Annotated in this window: 15 protein-coding genes, 1 tRNA gene and 2 pseudogenes; 12 read left to right on the forward strand and 6 right to left on the reverse strand. The window is 65.4% G+C overall.

Annotation, left to right across the window (positions count from 1 at the left end):
- Positions 1–86: 86 nt before the first annotated feature.
- Positions 87–731: a GNAT family N-acetyltransferase gene (locus AC2W7L_RS00365; RefSeq protein ID WP_486002768.1), complete on the forward strand. Its 645-nt coding sequence runs from the start codon at positions 87–89 to the stop codon at positions 729–731.
- Positions 732–893: 162 nt separating this feature from the next.
- Here AC2W7L_RS00365 and AC2W7L_RS00370 read toward each other — a convergent pair whose 3' ends face one another.
- A complete protein-coding gene (locus AC2W7L_RS00370) occupies positions 894–1,097 on the reverse strand; it encodes a cold-shock protein (protein WP_062240453.1) in 204 nt (67 codons plus the stop codon).
- Positions 1,098–1,646: 549 nt separating this feature from the next.
- Here AC2W7L_RS00370 and AC2W7L_RS00375 point away from each other — a divergent pair.
- From AC2W7L_RS00375 to nrfD, 6 genes and pseudogenes are all read left to right on the forward strand, one after another.
- Entirely contained in the window at positions 1,647–2,738 is a 1,092-nt protein-coding gene (locus tag AC2W7L_RS00375; protein WP_486002769.1) for an LCP family protein, read from the forward strand.
- A gap of 54 nt (positions 2,739–2,792) precedes the next feature.
- Complete coding sequence (locus AC2W7L_RS00380; RefSeq protein ID WP_486002770.1) at positions 2,793–3,230, forward strand: thioredoxin family protein; 438 nt, start codon at positions 2,793–2,795, stop codon at positions 3,228–3,230.
- Positions 3,231–3,292: 62 nt separating this feature from the next.
- A complete protein-coding gene (locus AC2W7L_RS00385) occupies positions 3,293–3,949 on the forward strand; it encodes a class I SAM-dependent methyltransferase (RefSeq protein WP_486002771.1) in 657 nt (218 codons plus the stop codon).
- 205 nt (positions 3,950–4,154) lie between these two features.
- Positions 4,155–7,315, forward strand: a pseudogene (gene fdnG, locus AC2W7L_RS00390) (formate dehydrogenase-N subunit alpha); the annotation flags it as partial.
- Positions 7,316–7,752: 437 nt separating this feature from the next.
- Positions 7,753–8,880, forward strand: a complete 1,128-nt coding sequence (locus tag AC2W7L_RS00395) for a 4Fe-4S dicluster domain-containing protein (RefSeq protein ID WP_486002772.1) — start codon at positions 7,753–7,755, stop codon at positions 8,878–8,880.
- Positions 8,877–10,184, forward strand: coding sequence for an NrfD/PsrC family molybdoenzyme membrane anchor subunit (gene nrfD / locus AC2W7L_RS00400; protein ID WP_486002773.1), 1,308 nt, complete (start codon positions 8,877–8,879; stop codon positions 10,182–10,184). The genes AC2W7L_RS00395 and nrfD overlap by 4 nt, the downstream gene beginning before the upstream one ends.
- Before the next feature lie 249 nt (positions 10,185–10,433).
- On the opposite strand, the gene AC2W7L_RS00405 is transcribed toward nrfD, so the two are convergent.
- Genes AC2W7L_RS00405 through AC2W7L_RS00420 form a run of 4 tightly spaced genes read right to left on the reverse strand, consistent with a single transcriptional unit; the run spans position 10,434 to position 12,914 of the window.
- Entirely contained in the window at positions 10,434–12,065 is a 1,632-nt protein-coding gene (locus AC2W7L_RS00405) for an MFS transporter (protein WP_486002774.1), read from the reverse strand.
- Between the two features lie 6 nt (positions 12,066–12,071).
- On the reverse strand, positions 12,072–12,275 hold the full coding sequence (locus AC2W7L_RS00410; RefSeq protein ID WP_486002775.1) for a hypothetical protein: 204 nt from the start codon (positions 12,273–12,275) through the stop codon (positions 12,072–12,074).
- Entirely contained in the window at positions 12,272–12,454 is a 183-nt protein-coding gene (locus tag AC2W7L_RS00415) for a hypothetical protein (protein WP_486002872.1), read from the reverse strand. The genes AC2W7L_RS00410 and AC2W7L_RS00415 overlap by 4 nt, the downstream gene beginning before the upstream one ends.
- On the reverse strand, positions 12,396–12,914 hold the full coding sequence (locus tag AC2W7L_RS00420; RefSeq protein WP_486002776.1) for an NADPH-dependent FMN reductase: 519 nt from the start codon (positions 12,912–12,914) through the stop codon (positions 12,396–12,398). The genes AC2W7L_RS00415 and AC2W7L_RS00420 overlap by 59 nt, the downstream gene beginning before the upstream one ends.
- 130 nt (positions 12,915–13,044) lie before the next feature.
- Between AC2W7L_RS00420 and AC2W7L_RS00425 the strand changes: the two genes are divergently transcribed.
- Positions 13,045–13,740: a TetR/AcrR family transcriptional regulator gene (locus AC2W7L_RS00425; protein WP_486002777.1), complete on the forward strand. Its 696-nt coding sequence runs from the start codon at positions 13,045–13,047 to the stop codon at positions 13,738–13,740.
- 154 nt (positions 13,741–13,894) lie between these two features.
- Here AC2W7L_RS00425 and selD read toward each other — a convergent pair whose 3' ends face one another.
- Entirely contained in the window at positions 13,895–14,881 is a 987-nt protein-coding gene (gene selD / locus AC2W7L_RS00430; RefSeq protein WP_486002778.1) for a selenide, water dikinase SelD, read from the reverse strand.
- A 122-nt stretch (positions 14,882–15,003) separates the two neighbouring features.
- Between selD and AC2W7L_RS00435 the strand changes: the two genes are divergently transcribed.
- From AC2W7L_RS00435 to AC2W7L_RS00450, 4 genes and pseudogenes are all read left to right on the forward strand, one after another.
- Positions 15,004–15,098, forward strand: a tRNA-Sec gene (locus AC2W7L_RS00435).
- A gap of 63 nt (positions 15,099–15,161) precedes the next feature.
- Positions 15,162–16,481: an L-seryl-tRNA(Sec) selenium transferase gene (selA, locus tag AC2W7L_RS00440; protein ID WP_486002779.1), complete on the forward strand. Its 1,320-nt coding sequence runs from the start codon at positions 15,162–15,164 to the stop codon at positions 16,479–16,481.
- A pseudogene (gene selB, locus AC2W7L_RS00445) lies at positions 16,474–18,377 on the forward strand (selenocysteine-specific translation elongation factor). Before selA ends, selB begins: the two are co-directional and overlap by 8 nt.
- A gap of 325 nt (positions 18,378–18,702) precedes the next feature.
- Positions 18,703–20,079 (forward strand): NAD-dependent succinate-semialdehyde dehydrogenase, encoded by a 1,377-nt coding sequence (locus AC2W7L_RS00450; RefSeq protein ID WP_486002780.1) that lies wholly within the window; start codon positions 18,703–18,705, stop codon positions 20,077–20,079.
- The last annotated feature ends 33 nt before the right edge of the window (positions 20,080–20,112 follow it).

Consider the following 20,112-nt stretch of genomic DNA (forward strand, 5'->3'; position numbering starts at 1 on the left):
GCTATCGGCATCCTGGAGTCGAACCCCACGCTACCCGGAGTTGCCGGACCATTGTGGATTCGGTCCGGCTGGCCTAGGTTGGTTTCATGATCGGCTACCCGCCCCTGCAGATCCGGGTGAAGACTCCCCGACTCGAACTCGTCGGTGCCGCCGATGAGATGCTTGCGGCGCTCGCCCCTCTCGTGCGGGACGGCAAGGTCTTCGCGGAACCCGCCCCCTACGACGATCCGATGTCGTTCTACGAGTCCGACCCGGACGTGCGGGTGAGCAGGTGGCTCCAGAGCGTATGGCGTGGACGGGGGCGGTTCTCTCCTTCTGACTTCCGGTTGGCCTTCGCCGTCCTCGTCGATGGTGAGGCCGTGGGGATGCAGGACCTCATTGCGGAGAAATTCGACTCCTGCGGGACGTTCGCGTCATTCTCCTGGCTGTCGACGGATGTACGCGGTCGCGGCCTCGGTACCGAGATGCGCAGTGCTCTGTGGCATCTTGCGTTCGCAGGGCTCGGGGCTAGTGAGGCCGGTTCCGATGCGTTCGTCGACAACATCGGATCGAACAAGGTGTCTGAAGCCTTGGGGTACGAGCGCAACGGCGTCGACTGGGACATCCGCCGAGGCGAGCCGGGACGCATCCAACGCTGGCGCCTGACCCGCGAGGCGTGGGAAACCAGACGGCGGAACGACATCGAGCTCAGCGGAGTCGAGGACTTCTGCACTTTCCTAGCCCACCACTAATTGCTACCTGACGGGGGCCCAGCAACCTGGCGCGAGGTTGCTGGGCCGCCGTCGGGTAGCAATTGGGGAGGAGACGACAGCGACCCTGCGTTCACACCAAGTGGGTGAACGCAGGGTCGCTGGTGAATCTCAGAAGTCTCTAGGTGAGACTCTCAAAGAGTCTCAGAGGCCGCGGACGCGAGTCGCCTGCAGGCCCTTGGAGCCCATCTCCGAGTCGAACTCGACGTTCTGACCCTCGGTGAGCTCGCGGTAGCCGGAGGCTTCGATCGCGGAGAAGTGAGTGAACACGTCAGCCGAACCGTCGTCAGGCTGGATGAATCCGAAACCCTTTTCCGCGTTGAACCATTTCACGGTACCTGTTGCCATAATCTTTGTATCCTTATTTTTTAACTGATGACCGCTGCTGCGATCGTGATGGTCGAACCCATTGCTGGATCCGGCTTTCCCGCTGGCTGGACTGGATCTTCAGACGCAGATCCAACGAAAACTTGTGGGTGAACCGAGGACTCGGAATCGAAGGTGAGGGTGAGTTCTCTGATATGAGGTCTCTGTCTCAGACGAAATCGTGGGGATACTCGGTTTCGATCATGCACTCGAAGGTGCTGGACGGAAGTCGAAAAACGACTGAACTGGGAAAAATCATGAGGGGCGCGGAAGGCAGGCACGCGCCGACGGGCAAACACATGGTGACGAGCGAATCTACCTGCTCTTCAGACACCATCTGCTCCGCACATTTCTGTACGAGAACGATTCCAGCTTAACAGAGCGATCGCACTGTTGGTGATTTCGGCCGATCTATTTCAATCGAGAGATGGCACACGGTTTTATGCACACGACCGCGCCAGTGTTTAGGATTGTATACATTCCGTTTTGTATGCAATCCGTCGTGACCCCGGACGCAGGAGCACCCGAACCGTGGACAACGAAGAATCGTCACCGCCGCCAGGACCCCGCCGACAGCGACGCCTCGCCGCGAAGTACCGGCGCCGGCGCACCTTCGTCGCCGTGGCCGCGGTCCTTACCATCGGTGCCCCCGTGACGATCGCGGTGGCGGTGCACAACCTCGGCGCGAACATCGCCTCCTCACCGCTGCGCGCCCACGGCGGCGACGTCCCCGAGAAGCTCACCGATGAGACGAACGTCCTCATCATCGGATCCGACACTCGCGATCTCGAGTCGGCAAAGGATGCCTCCGATGATTCGGGCTCGGATTCCGAAGCGAACTCCGGGGCCGCCTCGGCGAAGGGATTCGGCAGCGCCGAAGGGGCTCGCAGCGATGCGATGATCCTCGCCCACGTCGCCGCCGATGACGACCGCATCGACGCCGTGCAGATCCCACGTGACACGATCATGGACATTCCCGCCTGCGACGACACCGGCCACGGAGCCACAGAGGCCACACACGGAATGATCAACTCGGCCCTCAACGCCGGACCCGCCTGTTCGGTCTCCGCCGCCGAGGTGCTCACCGGAGTGCGCGTCGACCACTTCATCAACGTCGACTTCGACGGATTCTCAGCGATCGTCGACGCACTCGACGGGATCACCGTCGACCTCGACGAACCGCTCACCGACCCCAAAGCGAACCTCGACTTGCCCGCAGGCCACCAGACCATCGGCGGTGGCGACGCCCTCGCTCTGGCCCGGACGCGGCACGCTGTGGGCGACGGCAGCGACATCTCCCGCATGGGCAACCAGCAGATGGTCATGGAAGCCATCATCGACCGCGCCAAGAGCGGCCAGGTCCTCACCCGGCCCGACCGCCTCTACGGATTCCTCGACGCCGTGACCTCGACGATCGGCGTCGACGACGAACTCGACTCCATGCGAGCGCTCGCCTCCCTGGCCACGACCGTGGCCTCCGTGCCCGAGGACGACATCACGTTCGAGATCATGCCGTGGGTACCCGCCCCGGAGAATCCCAATCGGGTGGTCAAATCCGCCGAGGCGGACGACGTGTTCACCGCCATCGTGGACGACTCGCCGATCGCCGACGTCCTCGACTGAGTCAACCCCCCTCCGTCCAGGCGATATTCATCTGCGGCTCCTAGACTGGCCGACATGTCTACGATCGAAATCACGCAAGACAACTTCGAGTCGACCATCAACGACAACGAGATCATCCTCCTCGACTTCTGGGCCGATTGGTGCGGCCCCTGCAAACAGTTCGCCCCGGTCTACGAACAGGCCGCCGAGGCCAACCCCGACATCGTCTTCGGCAAGATCGACACCGAAGCCCAACAGCAGCTGGCCGGACTCTTCTCGATCACCTCCATCCCGACCCTCGTCGCCTTCCGCCAGGGCATCGTCGTCTTCGCCCAGCCGGGTGCGCTCGCCGCCCCGCAGCTCGAACAGGTCATCACCGCAGTCAAGGGTCTCGATATGGACGAAGTCCGTGCCGAACTGGCCAAGCAGGAAGCCGCCGCTGCCGCAGAGACCGACGGCGCCGACAGCGCCTCACCCGATTCGATCCCTGCCGACCCGGGCGTCGACAAGTGACAGCGACCAGTAGCCACAACGACCACACCCACTCAGACAGAACCGGCGCAGGCAATACCGGCGTGCCCGATTCCGTGGCCGCCTGGGAAGAGCGCTACGCCGAGGCCGACGACGCCATCTGGTCCGGAAACCCGAACGAATCCCTCGTCGCCGTCGTCACCGATATGACCCCCGGCCGCGTCCTCGACGTCGGCTGCGGAGAAGGCGCCGACGCCGTCTGGATGGCCGAGAACGGCTGGGACGCCACCGGCATCGACCTGTCGACCACGGCCATCGACCGAGCCCGCCGGGCCGCCGAATCCCGCGGAATCTCCGCCGAATTCGCCGTCGCCGACGTCTCCACCTGGGAACCGGAGGACCCCGATCGCCGAGGCGGCTTCGACCTCGTCACCGGATCCTTCCTCCACACCCGGCTGCCCGACACCCGAGAAGAACTCCTCACCCGCGTCGCCGCACACGTGGCACCGGGAGGGGCCCTCCTGCTCGTCTCCCACGCGACGATGCCGCCGTGGGCCGCCGAACACAGTGAGAAGTTCGAGCACGGCATGGAACACCACCATGAGCTGGTCAGCCCGAACGGGGACTTCGCCCTCCTCATCGGTGCCAGCGCGCACCGGTGGGAGATCGAACTCGCCGACACCCGCACCCGTCAGGTGACCTCACCGTCCGGCGAACCCGCCGAACTCGAGGACGCGATCCTCCTGGCCCGTCGGGTCTGAGCTGAACGACCTGAACTCCAAGCTCCACAACCTGACCTCCGAGTTCAGGAACCCGAACACGGCACCCAGCACCGAGGCGGCTGCGCGGTCGATCCTGACCGCGCAGCCGCCTCGGTGAACCGGGTGATTCCCACCTCCTGGGACGAGGCCGAAAACCCGGTCTCACCTGGTGCATTTCCGCCCGCTGAGGGGCTAAGGTGGTGCCATGGCTCGGTTCAGCTTCCTCGAGTGGCCGGTACTCCGGCAATTCCGCACGTCTGACAAGACGGGACGCGGTGAATCCGTTGTGTCCCAGCAGACCCGAGACACCACCCCACGCACGGTCACGGCCGATAAGGTCGTCCAATCCGTGTGCCCGTACTGCGCTGTCGGCTGCGGGCAGAAGATCTTCGTCAAGGACGACAAGGTCGTACAGATCGAAGGCGACCCGGACTCACCGATCTCGCGCGGTCGCCTGTGCCCGAAGGGCGCAGCCAGCGAACAGCTCGTCAACGCCCCCGGTCGTGTCACCGACGTCCTCTACCGGGCCCCGAAGGCAAAGGACTGGACGAAGATCGAACTGTCGACCGCGATCGACATGATCGCCGACCGCTTCATCGAAGCCCGCCGCAATCACTGGGAAGACGTAGACGACAAAGGCCACCCGCTGCGGCGGACGATGGGCATCGCCAGCCTCGGCGGGGCGACCATCGACAACGAGGAGAACTACCTCGCCAAGAAGCTCTACACCGCGGCCGGGGCGATACAGATCGAGAACCAGGCGCGCATTTGACACTCCGCCACGGTTCCCAGTTTGGGAACCTCGTTCGGGCGCGGCGGCGCCACACAACCCGTCCAGGATATGGCGAATGCGGACTGCATCATCATCCAGGGTTCCAATATGGCCGAGTGCCACCCCGTGGGCTTCCAATGGGTGACCGAGGCCAAGGCCCGTGGTGCCCGCATCATCCACGTCGATCCTCGTTTCACGCGCACCACCGCGATCGCCGATAAGCATGTGCCCATCCGGGCCGGCTCCGACATCGTGCTGCTCGGTGCGCTCATCAACCGTGTCCTGACCGAGGGACGCTACTTCGACGAGTACGTGCGCGCCTACACCAACGCCGCAAACCTCATCAGCGACGACTATGTCGACACCGAGGATCTCGACGGACTGTTCTCCGGGTTCGACCCGGACACGAACTCGTACGAGAACTCGACGTGGTCGTATCAGACGGATGAGCACGGTGCACCGCTCAAGGACCCCAGCCTGGAGAACCCGAAGTCGGTCTTCCAGATCCTGCGGCACCACTACTCGCGCTACACGCCCGAAATGGTCGAGGAGAACTGCGGAATCAAGCCCGCTGACTTCGACTACCTCTACGAATCGGTGACCGAGAACTCGGGCCGGGAACGGACCACGTGCTTCGCCTACGCGGTCGGCTGGACTCAGCACACCCTCGGCGCGCAATTCATCCGCACCGCCTCGATCCTCCAGCTCCTGCTGGGCAATATGGGTCGTCCGGGCGGCGGAATCATGGCGCTGCGCGGGCACGCGACGATTCAGGGATCGACCGATATCCCGACCCTGTTCAACCTGTTGCCCGGCTACCTGCCGATGCCCAGCGCCGGAGTCCACGACACCTTCGACGACTACGTCGCAGCCGTCGGCACCCCGGAGACCCATAAGGGCTACTGGGCCAACGGTCGCGCCTACGCCACCAGCCTGCTCAAGGCCTGGTGGGGCGATGCGGCGACGAAAGACAACGACTTCGCCTATGACTATCTGCCGCGCATCAACGGCGCCCACGGCACCTACCAGACCGCGGTGCGCATGCTCAACGACGGCGTCGACGGCTATTTCCTGCTCGGACAGAACCCGGCCGTGGGATCGGCCAACGGGCGCATGCAGCGCATGGCGATGAGCCACCTGAAGTGGATGGTTGTGCGCGACTTCAGCCTCATCGAATCCGCCACCTGGTGGAAGGACGGCCCCGAGATCGAGACCGGGGAGCTGAAGACCGAGGACATCGACACCGAGATGTTCTTCCTGCCGGCGGCCAACCACACGGAGAAGGCCGGCACGTTCACGCAGACTCAGCGTCTCGTGCAGTGGCGCCACAAGGCCGTCAATCCGCCCGGGGACGCACAGAGCGAGCTCGACTTCTTCTTCGAACTCGGCCAAGCCGTGCGCGAGAAGCTGAAGGACTCCGACGACCCCCGAGATCGGCCGCTGCTCGACATGACCTGGGACTACCCGGTCGACGACGAGGGCGAAGTCGACGCCGAGGCGGTCGTCAAGGAGATCAACGGCTACTTCATCGGCGGTGAGCGCGACGGTGAGCCGCTGGAGAACTTCAACCAGATGACCGACGACGGTGCCACCGCAGGAGGCTGCTGGATCTACGCCGGCGTCTACGCGGGAGGCCAGAACATGGCCGCGCGCCGCAAACCGCGCGACGAGCAGGACGAGACCGCCGCCGAATGGGCGTGGGCATGGCCGGCGAACCGTCGGATCCTGTACAACCGTGCCTCCGCCGCACCCGACGGAACTCCCTGGTCGGAGCGGAAGAAGTTCGTGTGGTGGGACGAGGAGACCGGGAAGTGGACGGGCAAGGATGTGCCCGACTTCCCGATCGACCGAGCCCCTGCGGCCCGATCGGATGCCGCCTACGGGGGTCCCGCGAACCTCGACGGCGATGATCCCTTCATCATGCAGGCCGACGGCAAAGGGTGGCTGTTCGCACCCAGCGGCATGATCGACGGACCGATTCCCACTCACTACGAACCGCAGGAATCGACGGTCACGAACCCGCTGTACTCACAGCAGAACAGCCCGACCCGGATGGTCATGCGCCGTGAGGACAACCTGTCCGCACCCGGTGCCGGAGTGCCCGGATCCGAGGTCTTCCCCTATGTGTTCACCACCTACCGTCTCACCGAGCACCACACCGCCGGAGGCATGTCCCGGTGGCTGCCGTACCTGTCGGAGCTGCAGCCGGAGATGTTCTGCGAGATCTCACCGGAACTCGCCGCCGAGGTGGGCTCGAGCCCTACGGTTGGGCGACCTTGGTCTCCCCGCGGGCGGCGATCGAAGCCCGCGTCCTCGTGACGAAGCGGATGACCCCGCTGACGATCGGCGGGAAGACGGTCCACCAGATCGGTCTGCCCTACCACTGGGGCGTGGGCGGTCAGGGAGCCGTCGTCGAAGGCGATTCCGCCAACGACCTGCTCGGTGTGACGATGGACCCCAACGTCTACATCCAGAACAGCAAGTACGTGGCCGGAACGATCATGCCCGGCCGCCGTCCCCGCGGACCCGAACTCGTCGACTTCGTCGAGAAGTACCAGCGCGAGGCCGGGCTCAGTCCCGAATCCGGCAACCAGCAGGTCACGGTCTCCGCCGAGGAGACCGAGGCCTCCCGCGACGCCGGAGCGGGCCGCAGCGCCGGTGGGCACGGTCACCGAGGCGGTGATTCGGCCGTCGGCGTCACCCCGGGCAGGACCCTGGACGGGGGAGCACAGGGACGCTCCGATCGGGACGGCACGACCGCCTCGGCGACGGTCGACAGTGCCGATGATCGCAGCGGTAGGATCACCATCGAACCCACCGAGGCGGCCGAACCCACCGAATCCGCCGAGACGGCGGTGTCGAACCGCGCCGACGACGGGGACCCCAGCGACGGCGACCCCGACCACGGCAGGCATGCCGACGGCAGTGCGATCGCCGAAACCGAGGTGGCCGAAGCGGAGGCTCGCGCCCGGGCAGCTCGGGACCGGCAAGCTGACGAAGCGCGCCAGCAGAACGAGGAGGAGGACGACTGATGTCGACACCGACGGTCGATGACGGCACGTTGGCGGACGGGCACTGGCACGATTCCGCGCACAGCCGTAAGGGATTCTTCACCGACACCTCGATCTGCATCGGCTGCAAGGCCTGCGAAGTCGCGTGCAAGGAGTGGAACCGCAACCCGCAGGACGGCACCTTCGAACTGCTCGGTTCCTCGTATGACAACACGGGCAGCCTCGGTGCGAACACGTGGCGGCACGTCGCGTTCATCGAACAGGACGCCGAACGCATCGAGAAGGCGCGGGAATCCGGGCGCAAGCTCGTCAACCTCGGCATGCCGACGATCCGTCCGCGCACCGATGAGTCTGCCGCCGCGCAGCCGTTGGACGGTGCTCTGGGCGCGGCGGCAGAGGGCCTGACCTCCGCCGGTCTGCCGACGACCCCCGAGCTCAACGTCGATCTGCTGGCACCGGGTGCCCTGGAGCCGACCGACCTGTCGAACGTCGACACGACACCCCCGGACACCGCGGACTTCCGCTGGCTGATGTCCTCCGACGTATGCAAACACTGCACGCACGCCGGTTGCCTCGACGTGTGCCCGACCGGTGCGCTCTTCCGCACCGAATTCGACACCGTCGTCGTCCAGAACGATGTCTGCAACGGCTGCGGAACCTGCGTGGCCGGCTGCCCCTTCGGGGTCATCGAACGCCGCGACGACGGCACGATCAACACCCCCACCGATCGGGATGATCGCAAGGCCGCGGACATGGATGTGCCGAACGCGGGCACCGCGAACAAGTGCACCCTCTGCTACGACCGCCTCGTCGAGGGTCAGGAACCCGCCTGCGCGCAGACCTGCCCGACCCAGTCGATCAAGTTCGGCGACCGTCAGGACATGGTCGACCAAGCGCATGACCGCGTGGCCGAACTCCACGCGAAGGGCCTGACCGAGGCTCGCCTGTACGGGGCGAACCCGAACGACGGGGTCGGCGGCACCGGATCCGTGTTCCTCCTCCTCGACGAACCCGAGGTCTACGGCCTGCCGCCGGACCCACGGGTCGCGACGAAGGATCTGCCGAAGATGTACGCCAACGCCGGGATCGCGGCGCTGGGCATGGTCGCCGCGGCCGGACTCGCGTTCCTCGGGAGCCGCCGTTCATGAGCACATCAGAATACGATTCCTACCGCCCACCCGAGCCGGAAGGCGGACGCAGAAAACGTCGCCGAGGCGGCCGCGGAGGACCCAGCGGACCTGACGGTTCCGGTGGCCGTCGGGGTGGTCGCGGCGGTAACGGTCGCGGCGGCGGGTGGAAGAACCGCGGTGCCGACGGCAACCGTGAGATGCCGATGGTTGAGGACGTCGAATTCACGTCCTACTACGGTCGACCGATCGTCAAGGCTCCGCCGTGGGGCGATGAGATCGGGGCGTACCTGTTCCTCGGCGGTCTGGCAGGCGGTTCGTCCTTGTTGGGCTTCGGTGCGCAGCTGACCGATCGGCCCGGTCTGCGCATCGCCTCCCGGATGACTGCGATCGCCGCGACCGGCATCGGCGGTGCCGCTCTCGTGGCCGACCTCGGCCGGCCCGAACGGTTCCTCAACATGATGCGCGTGGTCAAAGTGTCGTCGCCGATGAGCTTGGGCACCTGGATCCTCTCGGGCTTCGGCGTCGGATCGGGTGTGACCTTCGCGATCGAACTCGACCGAATCACGGGTGAGAAGCTGCTGCCCCTGGGCCCGCTGCGCAAGGTGCTCCATGGCATGGAGACTCCTGCCGCAATCGAGTCCGCGTTCTTTGCCACCCCGCTGGCTGCCTATACCGCCGTGCTTTTGGGGGCGACGGCCGTTCCGACCTGGAACGCTGCTGGTCGCAATGGTCTGCCGTACGTGTTCGTGTCCTCGGCGTCGATGGCCGCCGGAGGTGTCGCGATGGCATTGGCACCGGTGGCCGAGACCGGACCGGCCAGGCTGCTCGCGCTCGCCGGGACCGCCGGTGAAGCCTATGCGATGTCGGCGATGAGGAAGCGCATGCACCCGGCTGAGGTCGATCCGATGGACGACGGCGAACCGGGACACAAGCTCCACCGGGCCGAGAAGCTGCTCATCGCCGGGGCCGTCGGTGCCGCCGCCGTCGAGGTGGGGGCACGTGTGTTCGCGAAGAAGCTGGCACGGGGTTCCGGTACGACTGGTGCTTCGGGTGTGGCTGGTGCAGTTGCCGAGGCTGTCGGAAGTGCAGGCTCTGCTGGAGTCGCCAAACGGAGCTGGAAGACGCGTGCCGTGCTGCGTGGGCTGTCAGTCGTCTCCGGTGCGGCTCTCGCTGCCGCCTCGGCGTACACGCGTTTCGGAGTGCTCGAGGCCGGCATCGAATCGACGAAGGACCCGCGTCACGTCGTCGAACCGCAGCGCGCTCGCCTCGAAGAACGTCGCGCAGCCGGCATCACCGACGACTCCATCACCACCGGCAGATAGGCGACCGGAGGCATCCCCCACGCTTAATGGCACATCCCTCATCGCAGCACGACGATCTGCGACCAACGGCGAAGGGCGTTCACAGAGTGGGAGGTGTTCCTGGCGGCGCCGATCTTCGGATTCTTCCACTGGCTCTTCCTCAGTGGTTTCCGGCGTTTCCGTGACGAGTACGTCACGCCGCGTTGAGTCTTTCGTCTGCTGGTCGATCCGAGTCGCGGTGCCGATTGACTCCCGCGCATGTCTTCTCCGTCACGGTTCGGGCTGGCACTCGGTGGGTGCTTTCGACTCCGTCGCCGGGCTCGGCGTGACTTCACTACTTGGCAGCGACGTGTCAGATTCCGAACCGTCATCCATGTGATCGGAGGGGAGCCTGACACCGCGCAGCCCGCGACTCACGAAGACGGCGATGACGACCCCGACGAGTACTGCTGCGGCGTAGACGGTCACTGTTGCCGAGGTCCAGGCGTCATGGATGCTGGTGAGCACCTGGTCTCCTGAGCCTCCGCCGCTCTCTGCTGCGATCGCCGCTGCCGCGCCGGGACTGTCGGCGGCCGCAGCCGACTCGTCGTCCGAGAGTCCGTCGGGTGCGGCAGACTGCAGGTTGACGCGGTACACGGCCGTTGACAGGCTGCCGAGGACCATAATGCCCAGAACGCTGCCCAGGCTCGCACTGATGTCCTGGAGCGCTGAAACGGGGCCGGTCTGCATCTTCGATACGGAGGTGATCACCAATTGTGCACCGAGAACCATCGGCGGGCTCGCTCCCAGGGCGGCGATCGTCATCCCCACGGCGAACAGCCAGGCGACCGGGTGGGCAATCACCGCGACCAGGACCACCAGGAGTCCCAATACTCCAGTGCCTGCCCCTACGGTCATCACCGTGGCCGGGGCGAATCTGACAGTCAGGGCGGGAGTCAGTGCAGTAGCGGCGATTGAGGCAGCCCCAGGAATCGCCAAGACCAGCCCGAGCCTGCTGGTCGACATGCCGACCACGATCTGCAGGTGTTGGATGAGGATGAAGTCCGCGGCCATGAAGGCCAGCGGCGAGAACAGGAAAAAGAGCATCAGGATGCGCAGCACACGAGAGGCAAACAGACTCAGATCCACCAAGGGATTGGAGATTCGACGCTGTCGGTCGACGAACCACCAGCCCAGCACGCCGCCGCCGGTGATTGAGAGCACATAGGCCACAGAGAAGCCTCGATCGGCGATCTCCTGGAGGCCGAAGACCATGAGCATCACTGCCGCCATCGAGGTCACGACGCTGATGATGTCGATCCGATCGGCAGTCCTTTCTGCCGCATCGGGGAAGAGCCAGAGACCGCCCAACACCGCTATGGCTGCGACGGGAACATTGATGAGGAACACTGAGCCCCACCAGAAGTGGTCGAGAAGCAGACCGGTCAACGGTGGGCCCAGTGCTGAACCGACTGGGAATGCCCCCATCACGACTGCGAAGCCGACACTGTGATGACGGGTGCTGGTGAACAGCCATCGCAGCATTGCGAAGGCGGCGGGACTTGCTGCTGCTGTCGCCGTACCGATCAGGATGCGCGCAACCAGAAAGGATTCGGAATCGGGCGCGAACGCCGCCAGTGCTGACCCGATCCCGTAGAGAGCCACAGCCAGCAGCAGCAACCTGCGCGGTCCGATTCGTCCGGTCAGCCAGCCCATCGTGATCAGTGTGCCGGCGGCGACGAGTTCTCCGATGTGCACGATCCACAGCAGTTGGGTCGCCGTCGGTTCGAGATCGGCGGCCACCGGGGGCACGGCTAAGAAGATCGCGGTGAAGTCGGTGGCCATCATGAACATGGGCAGTCCCAACAGCAGCAGGGCGGTCCACTGGCGCCATGTCGGGCGCTCGGTTTCACTCGGGGTCATGTCTGCTCAGCTCCTCAGGGTGGCTTTCCGGCGTCGCGGAACCCACCAGGTGTCATCTGGTCGTGGAATGAGAACGGGGGCATTGATCTCCGGTCGTGCGCCGTTGCCGTCCATCTGCGGATCGGATCGGGCGTTCGTCCGAGTCTCGACGACATCACGGACCTGTGGGCAGAGTCCGTGTGCGTCGGGGAGGAGGTCACCGCGGCTCATAAGCAGCTCCTGTTACGTGCTGTGCGCAGTGCGCGGGCCCACCAGATGAGTTGGTCGAAGAACTTCGTGGCGGCCTCGGTCATCGCCGAAGAATTAGTGGGGGAGCCGTGGTCGGTGAAGTTATCCCAGAAGTTGGGGAAGGTCAGCACATTGCGAATGGTCATGGTGTTCAGTTCCACGAAGACAGTGCGCAGCTGTTCGACGGCTTCGATCCCCCCCGGCGCGTCCTCCATAGGAGATGAACCCCACCGGCGTCGCGGCCCACTCCTCGTGAACCCAGTCGATGGCGTTCTTCAACGAGGCCGGATAACCGCGGTTGTAGACCGGCGTGACGATCACCACTGCGTCGGCGCTACCGATGCGGCGGGAGAACCCGGCCACTCTTTCCGGGCGGCGGGCCTCTTCGCCGGTCAGTACCACCGGCAGGTCCTCTTCTGCCAGGTCGAGTACATCCACGTCGACATCGGCGCGCCTCCGTGCTTGTCCGACCGCCCAGAATGCAGGCACGGGACCGAATCGGTCCTGTCGGACGCTCCCGATGATCACCAGCACTCGCACCGGACGTTGATCGTGGTCGTCTCTGTTCGGGGCTTTCACGAGTGAATCATGATTGGCTGTCGGTGCTGAGGGCGAGGTCATAACAGGCTCCTTCGCGTATTACATTACGTTACAAAGCGTAATGTAATAAGAATGTGGCACACAACCCCTCAATGGCAGCTGCAAGGAGACGCATCGTACGTGCATTGAATCGACGTCTTAGAATGTGATCATGACGGATTCAGTCGATTCGGCGGAAGCCCCGGCGAGGCAGGGGACCGGAGGTCGGCCTCGGAGCAGGGAGATCGACGATGCCCTGATCGCCGCCACATTGGGTATCCTCGACGAGGACGGGTATCCGGGCATCTCCCTGGAATCCGTTGCCCGACTCGCGGGGACGTCCCGACCGGCGATCTACCGCCGCTGGTCCGGGCGCGCTCCTCTGGTCCTGGCCGCGATTGCATCTCGGCTGGACGTTCCCACGCCTCCGGACACTGGGTGCACCTTGTGCGACATCGATGAGAGCTTCAATGTGTTCCTCGCTGCCTACCGGACCATTCACCCCGAAACCCTCAGTGCTCTTTATGCAGACTGCGCTCCGGTTCCCGAGCTCCGAGACCAGTACCTGACCACGATTATCGAACCAGCGCGTTCCGCAGTCGGGCAGACCCTGGATCGGGCTGTCGCTCGCGGTGCTCTGAGAGACACCATCGACCGCGATCTGCTGCTCGACGTCGTCGCATCCTTGGTGCACTACCGGGCGGTGTTCAGTCCTGAACACCTCGGTGATGCCGAGGCCGGACACGCGATCGAGGTGCTGCTCCAGGGGGCCGCCGTCGATTACCAGGCCCTGCTGGCACACAGCGAAACACTCGAACAAGAGGGCCTCAGGGGCACTCCCACGCACCGCCACTCAGCTGGGCTGTGACCCAGGCAGTACCGTGCTCCTCGTTCACGGAATCTCCGGCTTTGATGATCCGATGACGCTCAATCTGCGTGCACGAGAAATCGCTGAAGTCCAGATGGCTGTGGCCCCCATCGTCCGAATGGTCGTGCGGACTCGGCGGAAGAGGGGCACGAACTCACCGCACGTGCACGCCCGAGCCTGCGACGATCTCGCCGATGATCGGGTGACCGGGCAGTTCGCCGACGACGAGCAGCCCGCCCGAGGTCTGCGCATCGGCGAGAAGCAGCAGGTCGTCCTCGGTCACCGAATCATCCGCGGTCAGATGAGGCCGCACCCAGTCGAGGTTTCGTCTCGTCCCGCCGGACACGTACCCGGCCGTGATCGACTCATCGACACCGCCGAGGCGGGGCACCGCGGCCGCATCGATGACCGCTCCGACCCCGGAGGCCCGCGCCATCTTGAACAGGTGCCCGAGCAGACCGAAACCGGTGACGTCCGTGGCCGCTCGTACGCCTGCAGCCACGGCCGCACGTGAGGCCTCGGCGTTGAGAGCGGTCATTGTGGCGGTAGCCTCGTCGAAGGTCTCACCAGTGACTTTGTGTCGGTTGTTGAGGATGCCCACGCCGATCGGCTTGGTCAATGTCAGGGGCAGCCCCGCCTCGGCGGAATCATTGCGCATGAGTTCATCCGGGTGGGCCACACCGGTGACGGCCATCCCGTACTTCGGTTCGGGGTCGTCGATCGAATGCCCGCCGGCGACCGGGCAGTTCGCCTGCGCCGCGACGTCGAGTCCGCCGCGGAGGACCTCGGTGAGCAGCTCCATCGGCAGCTTCTCCCGCGGCCACCCGACGAGGTTGATCGCGGTGACCGGGGTCCCGCCCATCGCGTAGATGTCCGAGAGCGCATTGGCCGCGGCGATCCGTCCCCAGTCGTATGCGTCGTCGATGACGGGGGTGAAGAAGTCCGCGGTCGAGAGCACCGCAAGGTCGTCACGGACTCGCACCGCCGAGGCATCATCGCCGTCATCGAGGCCGACGAGAACATCTGGACCGGAATGACCGACCAGCCCGCGCACCGCGTCCTCGAGTTCACCCGGCGGGATCTTGCACGCACATCCTCCACCGTGGGCGAACGAGGTCAGACGGTCATGAATCTCAGCCATACCCGGAGACTAACACTCATGTGACAGGACCGTCACCAGGTCCGATGGGCGTCCACATCGCGACGAACGCCCCCTCCTCTGACCGCTGTGACCACCCGCCGTCCCACGATAGGATGACCGATGGAGGCGTCCGTGTCCTGGTGGGCGCCCTGGTCTTCAAAACCAGTGAGACCGAGTATCTCGGTCTGGCGGGTTCGATTCCCGTCCGCCTCCGCCAACCGTTTCGCGGTCCCGCCGACCAAGCGGCGCCGCCGTGACCCCGCACAGAGGAGGCCGCCCCATGGTCGAACCTGACCCGCGCCGGTCCATTCCGCGCACGGACCATCTCCTCGCCCTTCCCGAGGTCATCGCAGCAGGTGAGCGCCTCAACCAGGCGACCATCAAGTCCATCATCTCCGAGGTGCAGAACGCCGCCCGGGCCGGTGAGATCCCCGTCGCCGAGGTGGCCCCCGCCATCACCTCCAAGCTTGATTCCCGTTCGGCTTCCTCCCTGACCCCAGTGCTCAACGCCACTGGCATCCTCGTCCACACGAACCTCGGCCGGGCACCGCTCTCACCTGCGGCAACCCAGGCGATCACCGAAGCCGCCGGATATGTCGACGTCGAAATGGACCTCGGCACCGGCAAACGCAGCAAGCGGGGCACCGGAGCGAAAGCCGCCCTGCTGCAGGCGAGCCCGGCTGCCGAGGATGCTCTCGTGGTCAACAACGGTGCGGCCGCCCTGCTGCTGGCCGTCACTGCAATGCGCGGTCGCGGTACAGGTTCCGGCGAGATCATCATCAGCCGCGGCGAACTCATCGAAATCGGTGCCGGGTTCCGCCTCACCGACCTCATGACCACCACCGGCGTCAGCCTGCGCGAGGTCGGCACGACGAACCGCACCCACGTGGCCGACTACGCCGAGGCCATCAGCGACGACACGTCCTGCCTGCTCAAGGTGCACACGAGCAACTTCCGCGTCGAAGGATTCACCTCCTCCGTCGAGGTGGCCGACCTGCGCGGACTCGCCGACGAGCACAACCTGCCGCTCATCGTCGACCTCGGCTCCGGACTCTTCACTCCCGACCCTGCCCTGCCCGACGAACCCGACATCGACACCGCCCTGCGCGCCGGCGCCGACCTCGTCATCGTCTCCGGCGACAAGCTCTTGGGCGGACCGCAGGCCGGCCTCATCCTCGGCCGCACCGAAGCAGTGCAGACACTGGCCAAACACCCTCTGGCCAGAGCGCTGCGCACGGACAAACTGACCCTCGCCGCCCTCGAAGCCACGATCACGCACACGGCGAACCCGATCCACGACGCCCTCCACATCGACGCAGATCACCTGCGGAAACGCACTGAAACCCTCGCCGCGACGGTCGGTGCCACGATCGTCGACCACGACGGACGAGTCGGCGGCGGGGGAGCCCCCGGAGTGCCCCTGTCCGGCTGGGCGGTCGAACTGCCCGAAGCCTTCACCGAGCCGCTGCGCCGCGGCGATCCTGCGATCGTCGCCCGAGTCCACCAGGGACGATGCCTTATCGACCTGCGCTGCGTACCCGAAAGCGAAGACAACCGCATCGCTGCCGCCATCAAGCGAGTCCGTGCTGACAATGCCTGACACTTTCGTCATCGCCACCGCCGGACACGTCGACCACGGGAAGTCGACCCTGGTGAACGCCCTGACCGGGATGGAACCCGACCGATGGGCCGAAGAGAAGAAGCGCGGACTGACCATCGACCTCGGTTTCGCCTGGACCACCCTGCCCTCGGGCCGCGAGATCGCCTTCGTCGACGTGCCCGGGCACGAGAAGTTTCTCGCGAACATGCTCGCCGGGCTCGGCCCCGCCCCCATCGCCTGCTTCGTCATCGCCGCCGACAAGGGCTGGCAAGCCCAATCGACTGACCATCGCGACGCGATCAATGCGCTCGGCATCACCCACGACCTCGTCGTCATCACCCGGGCCGACCTCGCCCCTGACTCCGTCGAGACCACAAAGGCCCAGGTCAGAGCGCAGCTGCGTGGAACACCACTCGAAGCAGCACCGATCGTCACTGTCTCGGCCACGACCGGGGAAGGCCTGCCCGAACTCATCAGCGTCCTCGACGAGGTCACGGCTACGGCCGAGCCTCCGACCACCTCGGGGAGGGTGCGTTTGTGGGTCGACCGGGCCTTCACCATCAAGGGTGCCGGCACCGTCGTCACCGGGACCCTCACGGCAGGCACCCTGACCACGGGCGACAGTGTCGAGCTGCGCGGAGAGACCATCGACCGGACCGTGGGCGTACGGGGTCTGCAGTCCCGTAATTCCACCACTACCGAGGTGGTCCCGCAGGCCCGCGTGGCCGTCAACCTCCGCGACGTCCCCGCCGACGACCTCCACCGCGGCGACGCACTGCTCACGAGCGGGGCCTGGCCGATCGTCGACACGATCGACGTGCGCCGCACCATGGGCGAGGCCCTCGACTCCGGCATCCACGAACTCATGGCCCATATCGGCACCGCCGCCGTACCCGCACGATTGCGAGCCTTCGATGCCGACCACGCCCGGCTCACCCTCGACCGACCGCTTCCGCTGCAGGTCAGCGACCGGATTGTGCTCCGTGCCCCGGGCAGCCGCAACGTCTTCGCAGGCCTCCTCGTGCTCGACGTCGACCCGCCCGAACTGTCTCGGAGAGGTGACGGCGCCCGCCGCGCTCGGGAGCTCGCCGACCGTCCTGTGAAAGGCGATATCCTCGCCGAGGTGGCCCGCCGCGGAGCCGTCGAACGCACCGTCCTTACCCGGTTCGGTCTGCAGGTGCCCGTCGACGAATCCTTGCCTGCCGACGTTGAGGATGTGGGCGGCTGGTTCGTCCACTCGCCGAGGCTGACCGCTTGGGTCGAGTCGGCGAAATCACTGGTTAGCCGCGAGCTCGCCGCCTCGCCGATGGCCGCGGGAGTGCCGGTCAAGGCCGTTGCCGAATCACTGCGCCGGACCCCGGCCCCGAGCCGCAGACGGTCCGGCGCGACCAATCGCGATGATTCATCGAAGGGGAAGGTGCAGCCGACAGTGCCCCTGCCCGATGGCACGGGTGCCGCGATTCTCGCACTGTTGAACGTGATCATCTCCCGAGCCGGACTCGAGGCGTCGACGGAATGGTTCGCCCGCCCGGGCATACCGCGGGACTCGGTGCCGCCGAAGCCGGTATCGCCGAGATCGAGCGCCGACTCGCAGCCGACCCGTTCGCCGCACCAGAAGCCGATGATCTGCGAGAACTCGGCCTCGGAGCGCGGGAGCTCGCGGTCGCTGAGAAGGCGGGACGGATCCTGCGCCTCGGCGACGGAATCATCGTGGCTCCGCGCACCCCCGCGCAGGCGATGCGGATCCTCGCCGGTCTCGACCAGCCCTTCACCACAAGCCAGGCGAGGCAGGCGCTGGGGACGACCCGACGTGTCGTCATCCCCCTGCTCGAACACCTCGACGGCCGAGGCTGGACGCGCCGACTCGACACCACACACCGCGAAGTCGTGCGCTGAGAACGGTTACGGCATTACCGGACGGGTCGCCTCGATGACGGATCTATTCTCGGGTCGGTGGGCGGCCGCCTCGGCGAAACTCCGTGACCTGTATTACGATCAAGTCGGAATGATCGTTCGCGCCGATTCGGGCGCTTCCGTCGATGGTATGGGTGATAACTGACTGCGGTGATGGGGCCGCAGCGACGCCATTCATCGCCTCACAATCCCCATATCCGGGCGCGCTGCCCTGGTCGCAGCACTGACCGCCCACCAGAAATTCTCACCATTGACCGTCTCCGGTCGCGCAGATGCGATTCCGACCGGAGACCGCGAAGGAGCAACCATGTCGAACTATCGTGTTCAGAATCCCGCCACGGGCGAGGTCGTCGAGACCTTCCCCGAGGCAACGAATGCCGAGATCGAAGCCACCGTGACTGCCGCCCACTCCACGTACCTGACGTGGAAGGACACCGATATTCAGGAGCGGGCGTCGGTTGTGCGCAGGGCTGCGGAGATCTTCCATGAGCGCAAGGACGAACTCGCCAGGACCATTTCGGTGGAGATGGGCAAGTCGTATGCCGAGTCTGTTGACGAGGTCGAGTTCGCTGCCGACATCATCGACTACTACGGCGTCCACGGCCCCAGTCTGGCCACGGATTACCAGATCCCGTCGACCATCCCCGGCACTGCACGGATCGAATCCCTGCCGGTCGGTGCCCTGCTGGGTGTGATGCCGTGGAACTTCCCCTACTACCAGGTCGCCCGGTTCGCTGCCCCGAATCTCGTGTTGGGCAATACGATCATGCTCAAGCACGCCGACATCTGTGGGCGGTCGGCACTGTTGATCGAGGAGATCTTCCACGCCGCCGGTGTCCCTGCCGGCGGGTACTCGCACCTGTTCGCGGGCCATGATCAGATCGCTGCGATGATCGCTGACCCCAGGGTCCAGGGTGTGTCGTTGACCGGGTCGGAGCGGGCGGGTGCGATCATCGGTGCCCAGGCGGGTCAGAACCTGAAGAAGGCCGTGCTCGAGCTCGGTGGCATCGATCCGATGGTTGTTCTCGACGCCGACGATGTTGCGGTTGTGGCGCGTGAGGCGTGGGAGTTCCGGACGTATAACGCCGGACAAGTCTGCAACTCGAACAAACGCCTGATTGTCATGGACGACATCTATGACGACTTCGTTGCCGAACTCGTGCGATTGGGTACCGGACTCACTCCGGGGGATCCGATGAATCTGGGTGAGGGTGAGTATGTGCCGCTGTCGAGCCGTGACGCCGCGGAGACCGTTGATGCGCAGGTGAAGAAGGCCGTTGCTGAAGGCGCTCGGGTGCGTATCGGCGGTGAGCTGGGAGAGGGCCCGGCGGCGTATTATGCGCCGACGGTGCTCGTCGATGTGCCCAGGGATTCCGAGTCGTATGGTGAGGAGATCTTCGGCCCCGTGGCCACTGTCTTCAAGGTGTCCAGCGATGAGGAAGCGCTCGAGTTGGCGAACGATTGTGCTCTTGGTTTGGGTGGGTCGGTGTTCTCGACTGATGAGGGGCGTGCTGATCGTGTGGCGGCTCGTCTTGAGGTGGGGATGACGCATGTGAACACGATTGCTGCTGAGGCTGCTGAGCTGCCGTTCGGTGGGGTGAAGCGGTCTGGTTTCGGTCGTGAGATGGGTCCGATCGGGATGGGTGAGTTCGTGAATAAGCGCCTCCACTTCATCGCGAAATAAGGGAAGGGGGAACCGCCTCGGTGGAGCATCGGA

The sequence above is a fragment of the Brevibacterium sp. LAARM3_SD1 genome (assembly GCF_057364765.1).

Excerpts from the sequence above, each read along its gene's own strand:
- AC2W7L_RS00425 (WP_486002777.1), top strand. The coding sequence starts at position 13,045 with ATGACGGATTCAGTCGATTCGGCGGAAGCCCCGGCGAGGCAGGGGACC.
- AC2W7L_RS00365 (WP_486002768.1), top strand. The coding sequence starts at position 87 with ATGATCGGCTACCCGCCCCTGCAGATCCGGGTGAAGACTCCCCGACTC.
- AC2W7L_RS00370 (WP_062240453.1), bottom strand. The coding sequence starts at position 1,097 with ATGGCAACAGGTACCGTGAAATGGTTCAACGCGGAAAAGGGTTTCGGA.
- AC2W7L_RS00410 (WP_486002775.1), bottom strand. The coding sequence starts at position 12,275 with ATGAGCCGCGGTGACCTCCTCCCCGACGCACACGGACTCTGCCCACAG.
- selA (WP_486002779.1), top strand. The coding sequence starts at position 15,162 with ATGGTCGAACCTGACCCGCGCCGGTCCATTCCGCGCACGGACCATCTC.
- selD (WP_486002778.1), bottom strand. The coding sequence starts at position 14,881 with ATGGCTGAGATTCATGACCGTCTGACCTCGTTCGCCCACGGTGGAGGA.
- AC2W7L_RS00395 (WP_486002772.1), top strand. The coding sequence starts at position 7,753 with ATGTCGACACCGACGGTCGATGACGGCACGTTGGCGGACGGGCACTGG.
- AC2W7L_RS00380 (WP_486002770.1), top strand. The coding sequence starts at position 2,793 with ATGTCTACGATCGAAATCACGCAAGACAACTTCGAGTCGACCATCAAC.
- nrfD (WP_486002773.1), top strand. The coding sequence starts at position 8,877 with ATGAGCACATCAGAATACGATTCCTACCGCCCACCCGAGCCGGAAGGC.
- AC2W7L_RS00420 (WP_486002776.1), bottom strand. The coding sequence starts at position 12,914 with ATGACCTCGCCCTCAGCACCGACAGCCAATCATGATTCACTCGTGAAA.
- AC2W7L_RS00405 (WP_486002774.1), bottom strand. The coding sequence starts at position 12,065 with ATGACCCCGAGTGAAACCGAGCGCCCGACATGGCGCCAGTGGACCGCC.
- AC2W7L_RS00450 (WP_486002780.1), top strand. The coding sequence starts at position 18,703 with ATGTCGAACTATCGTGTTCAGAATCCCGCCACGGGCGAGGTCGTCGAG.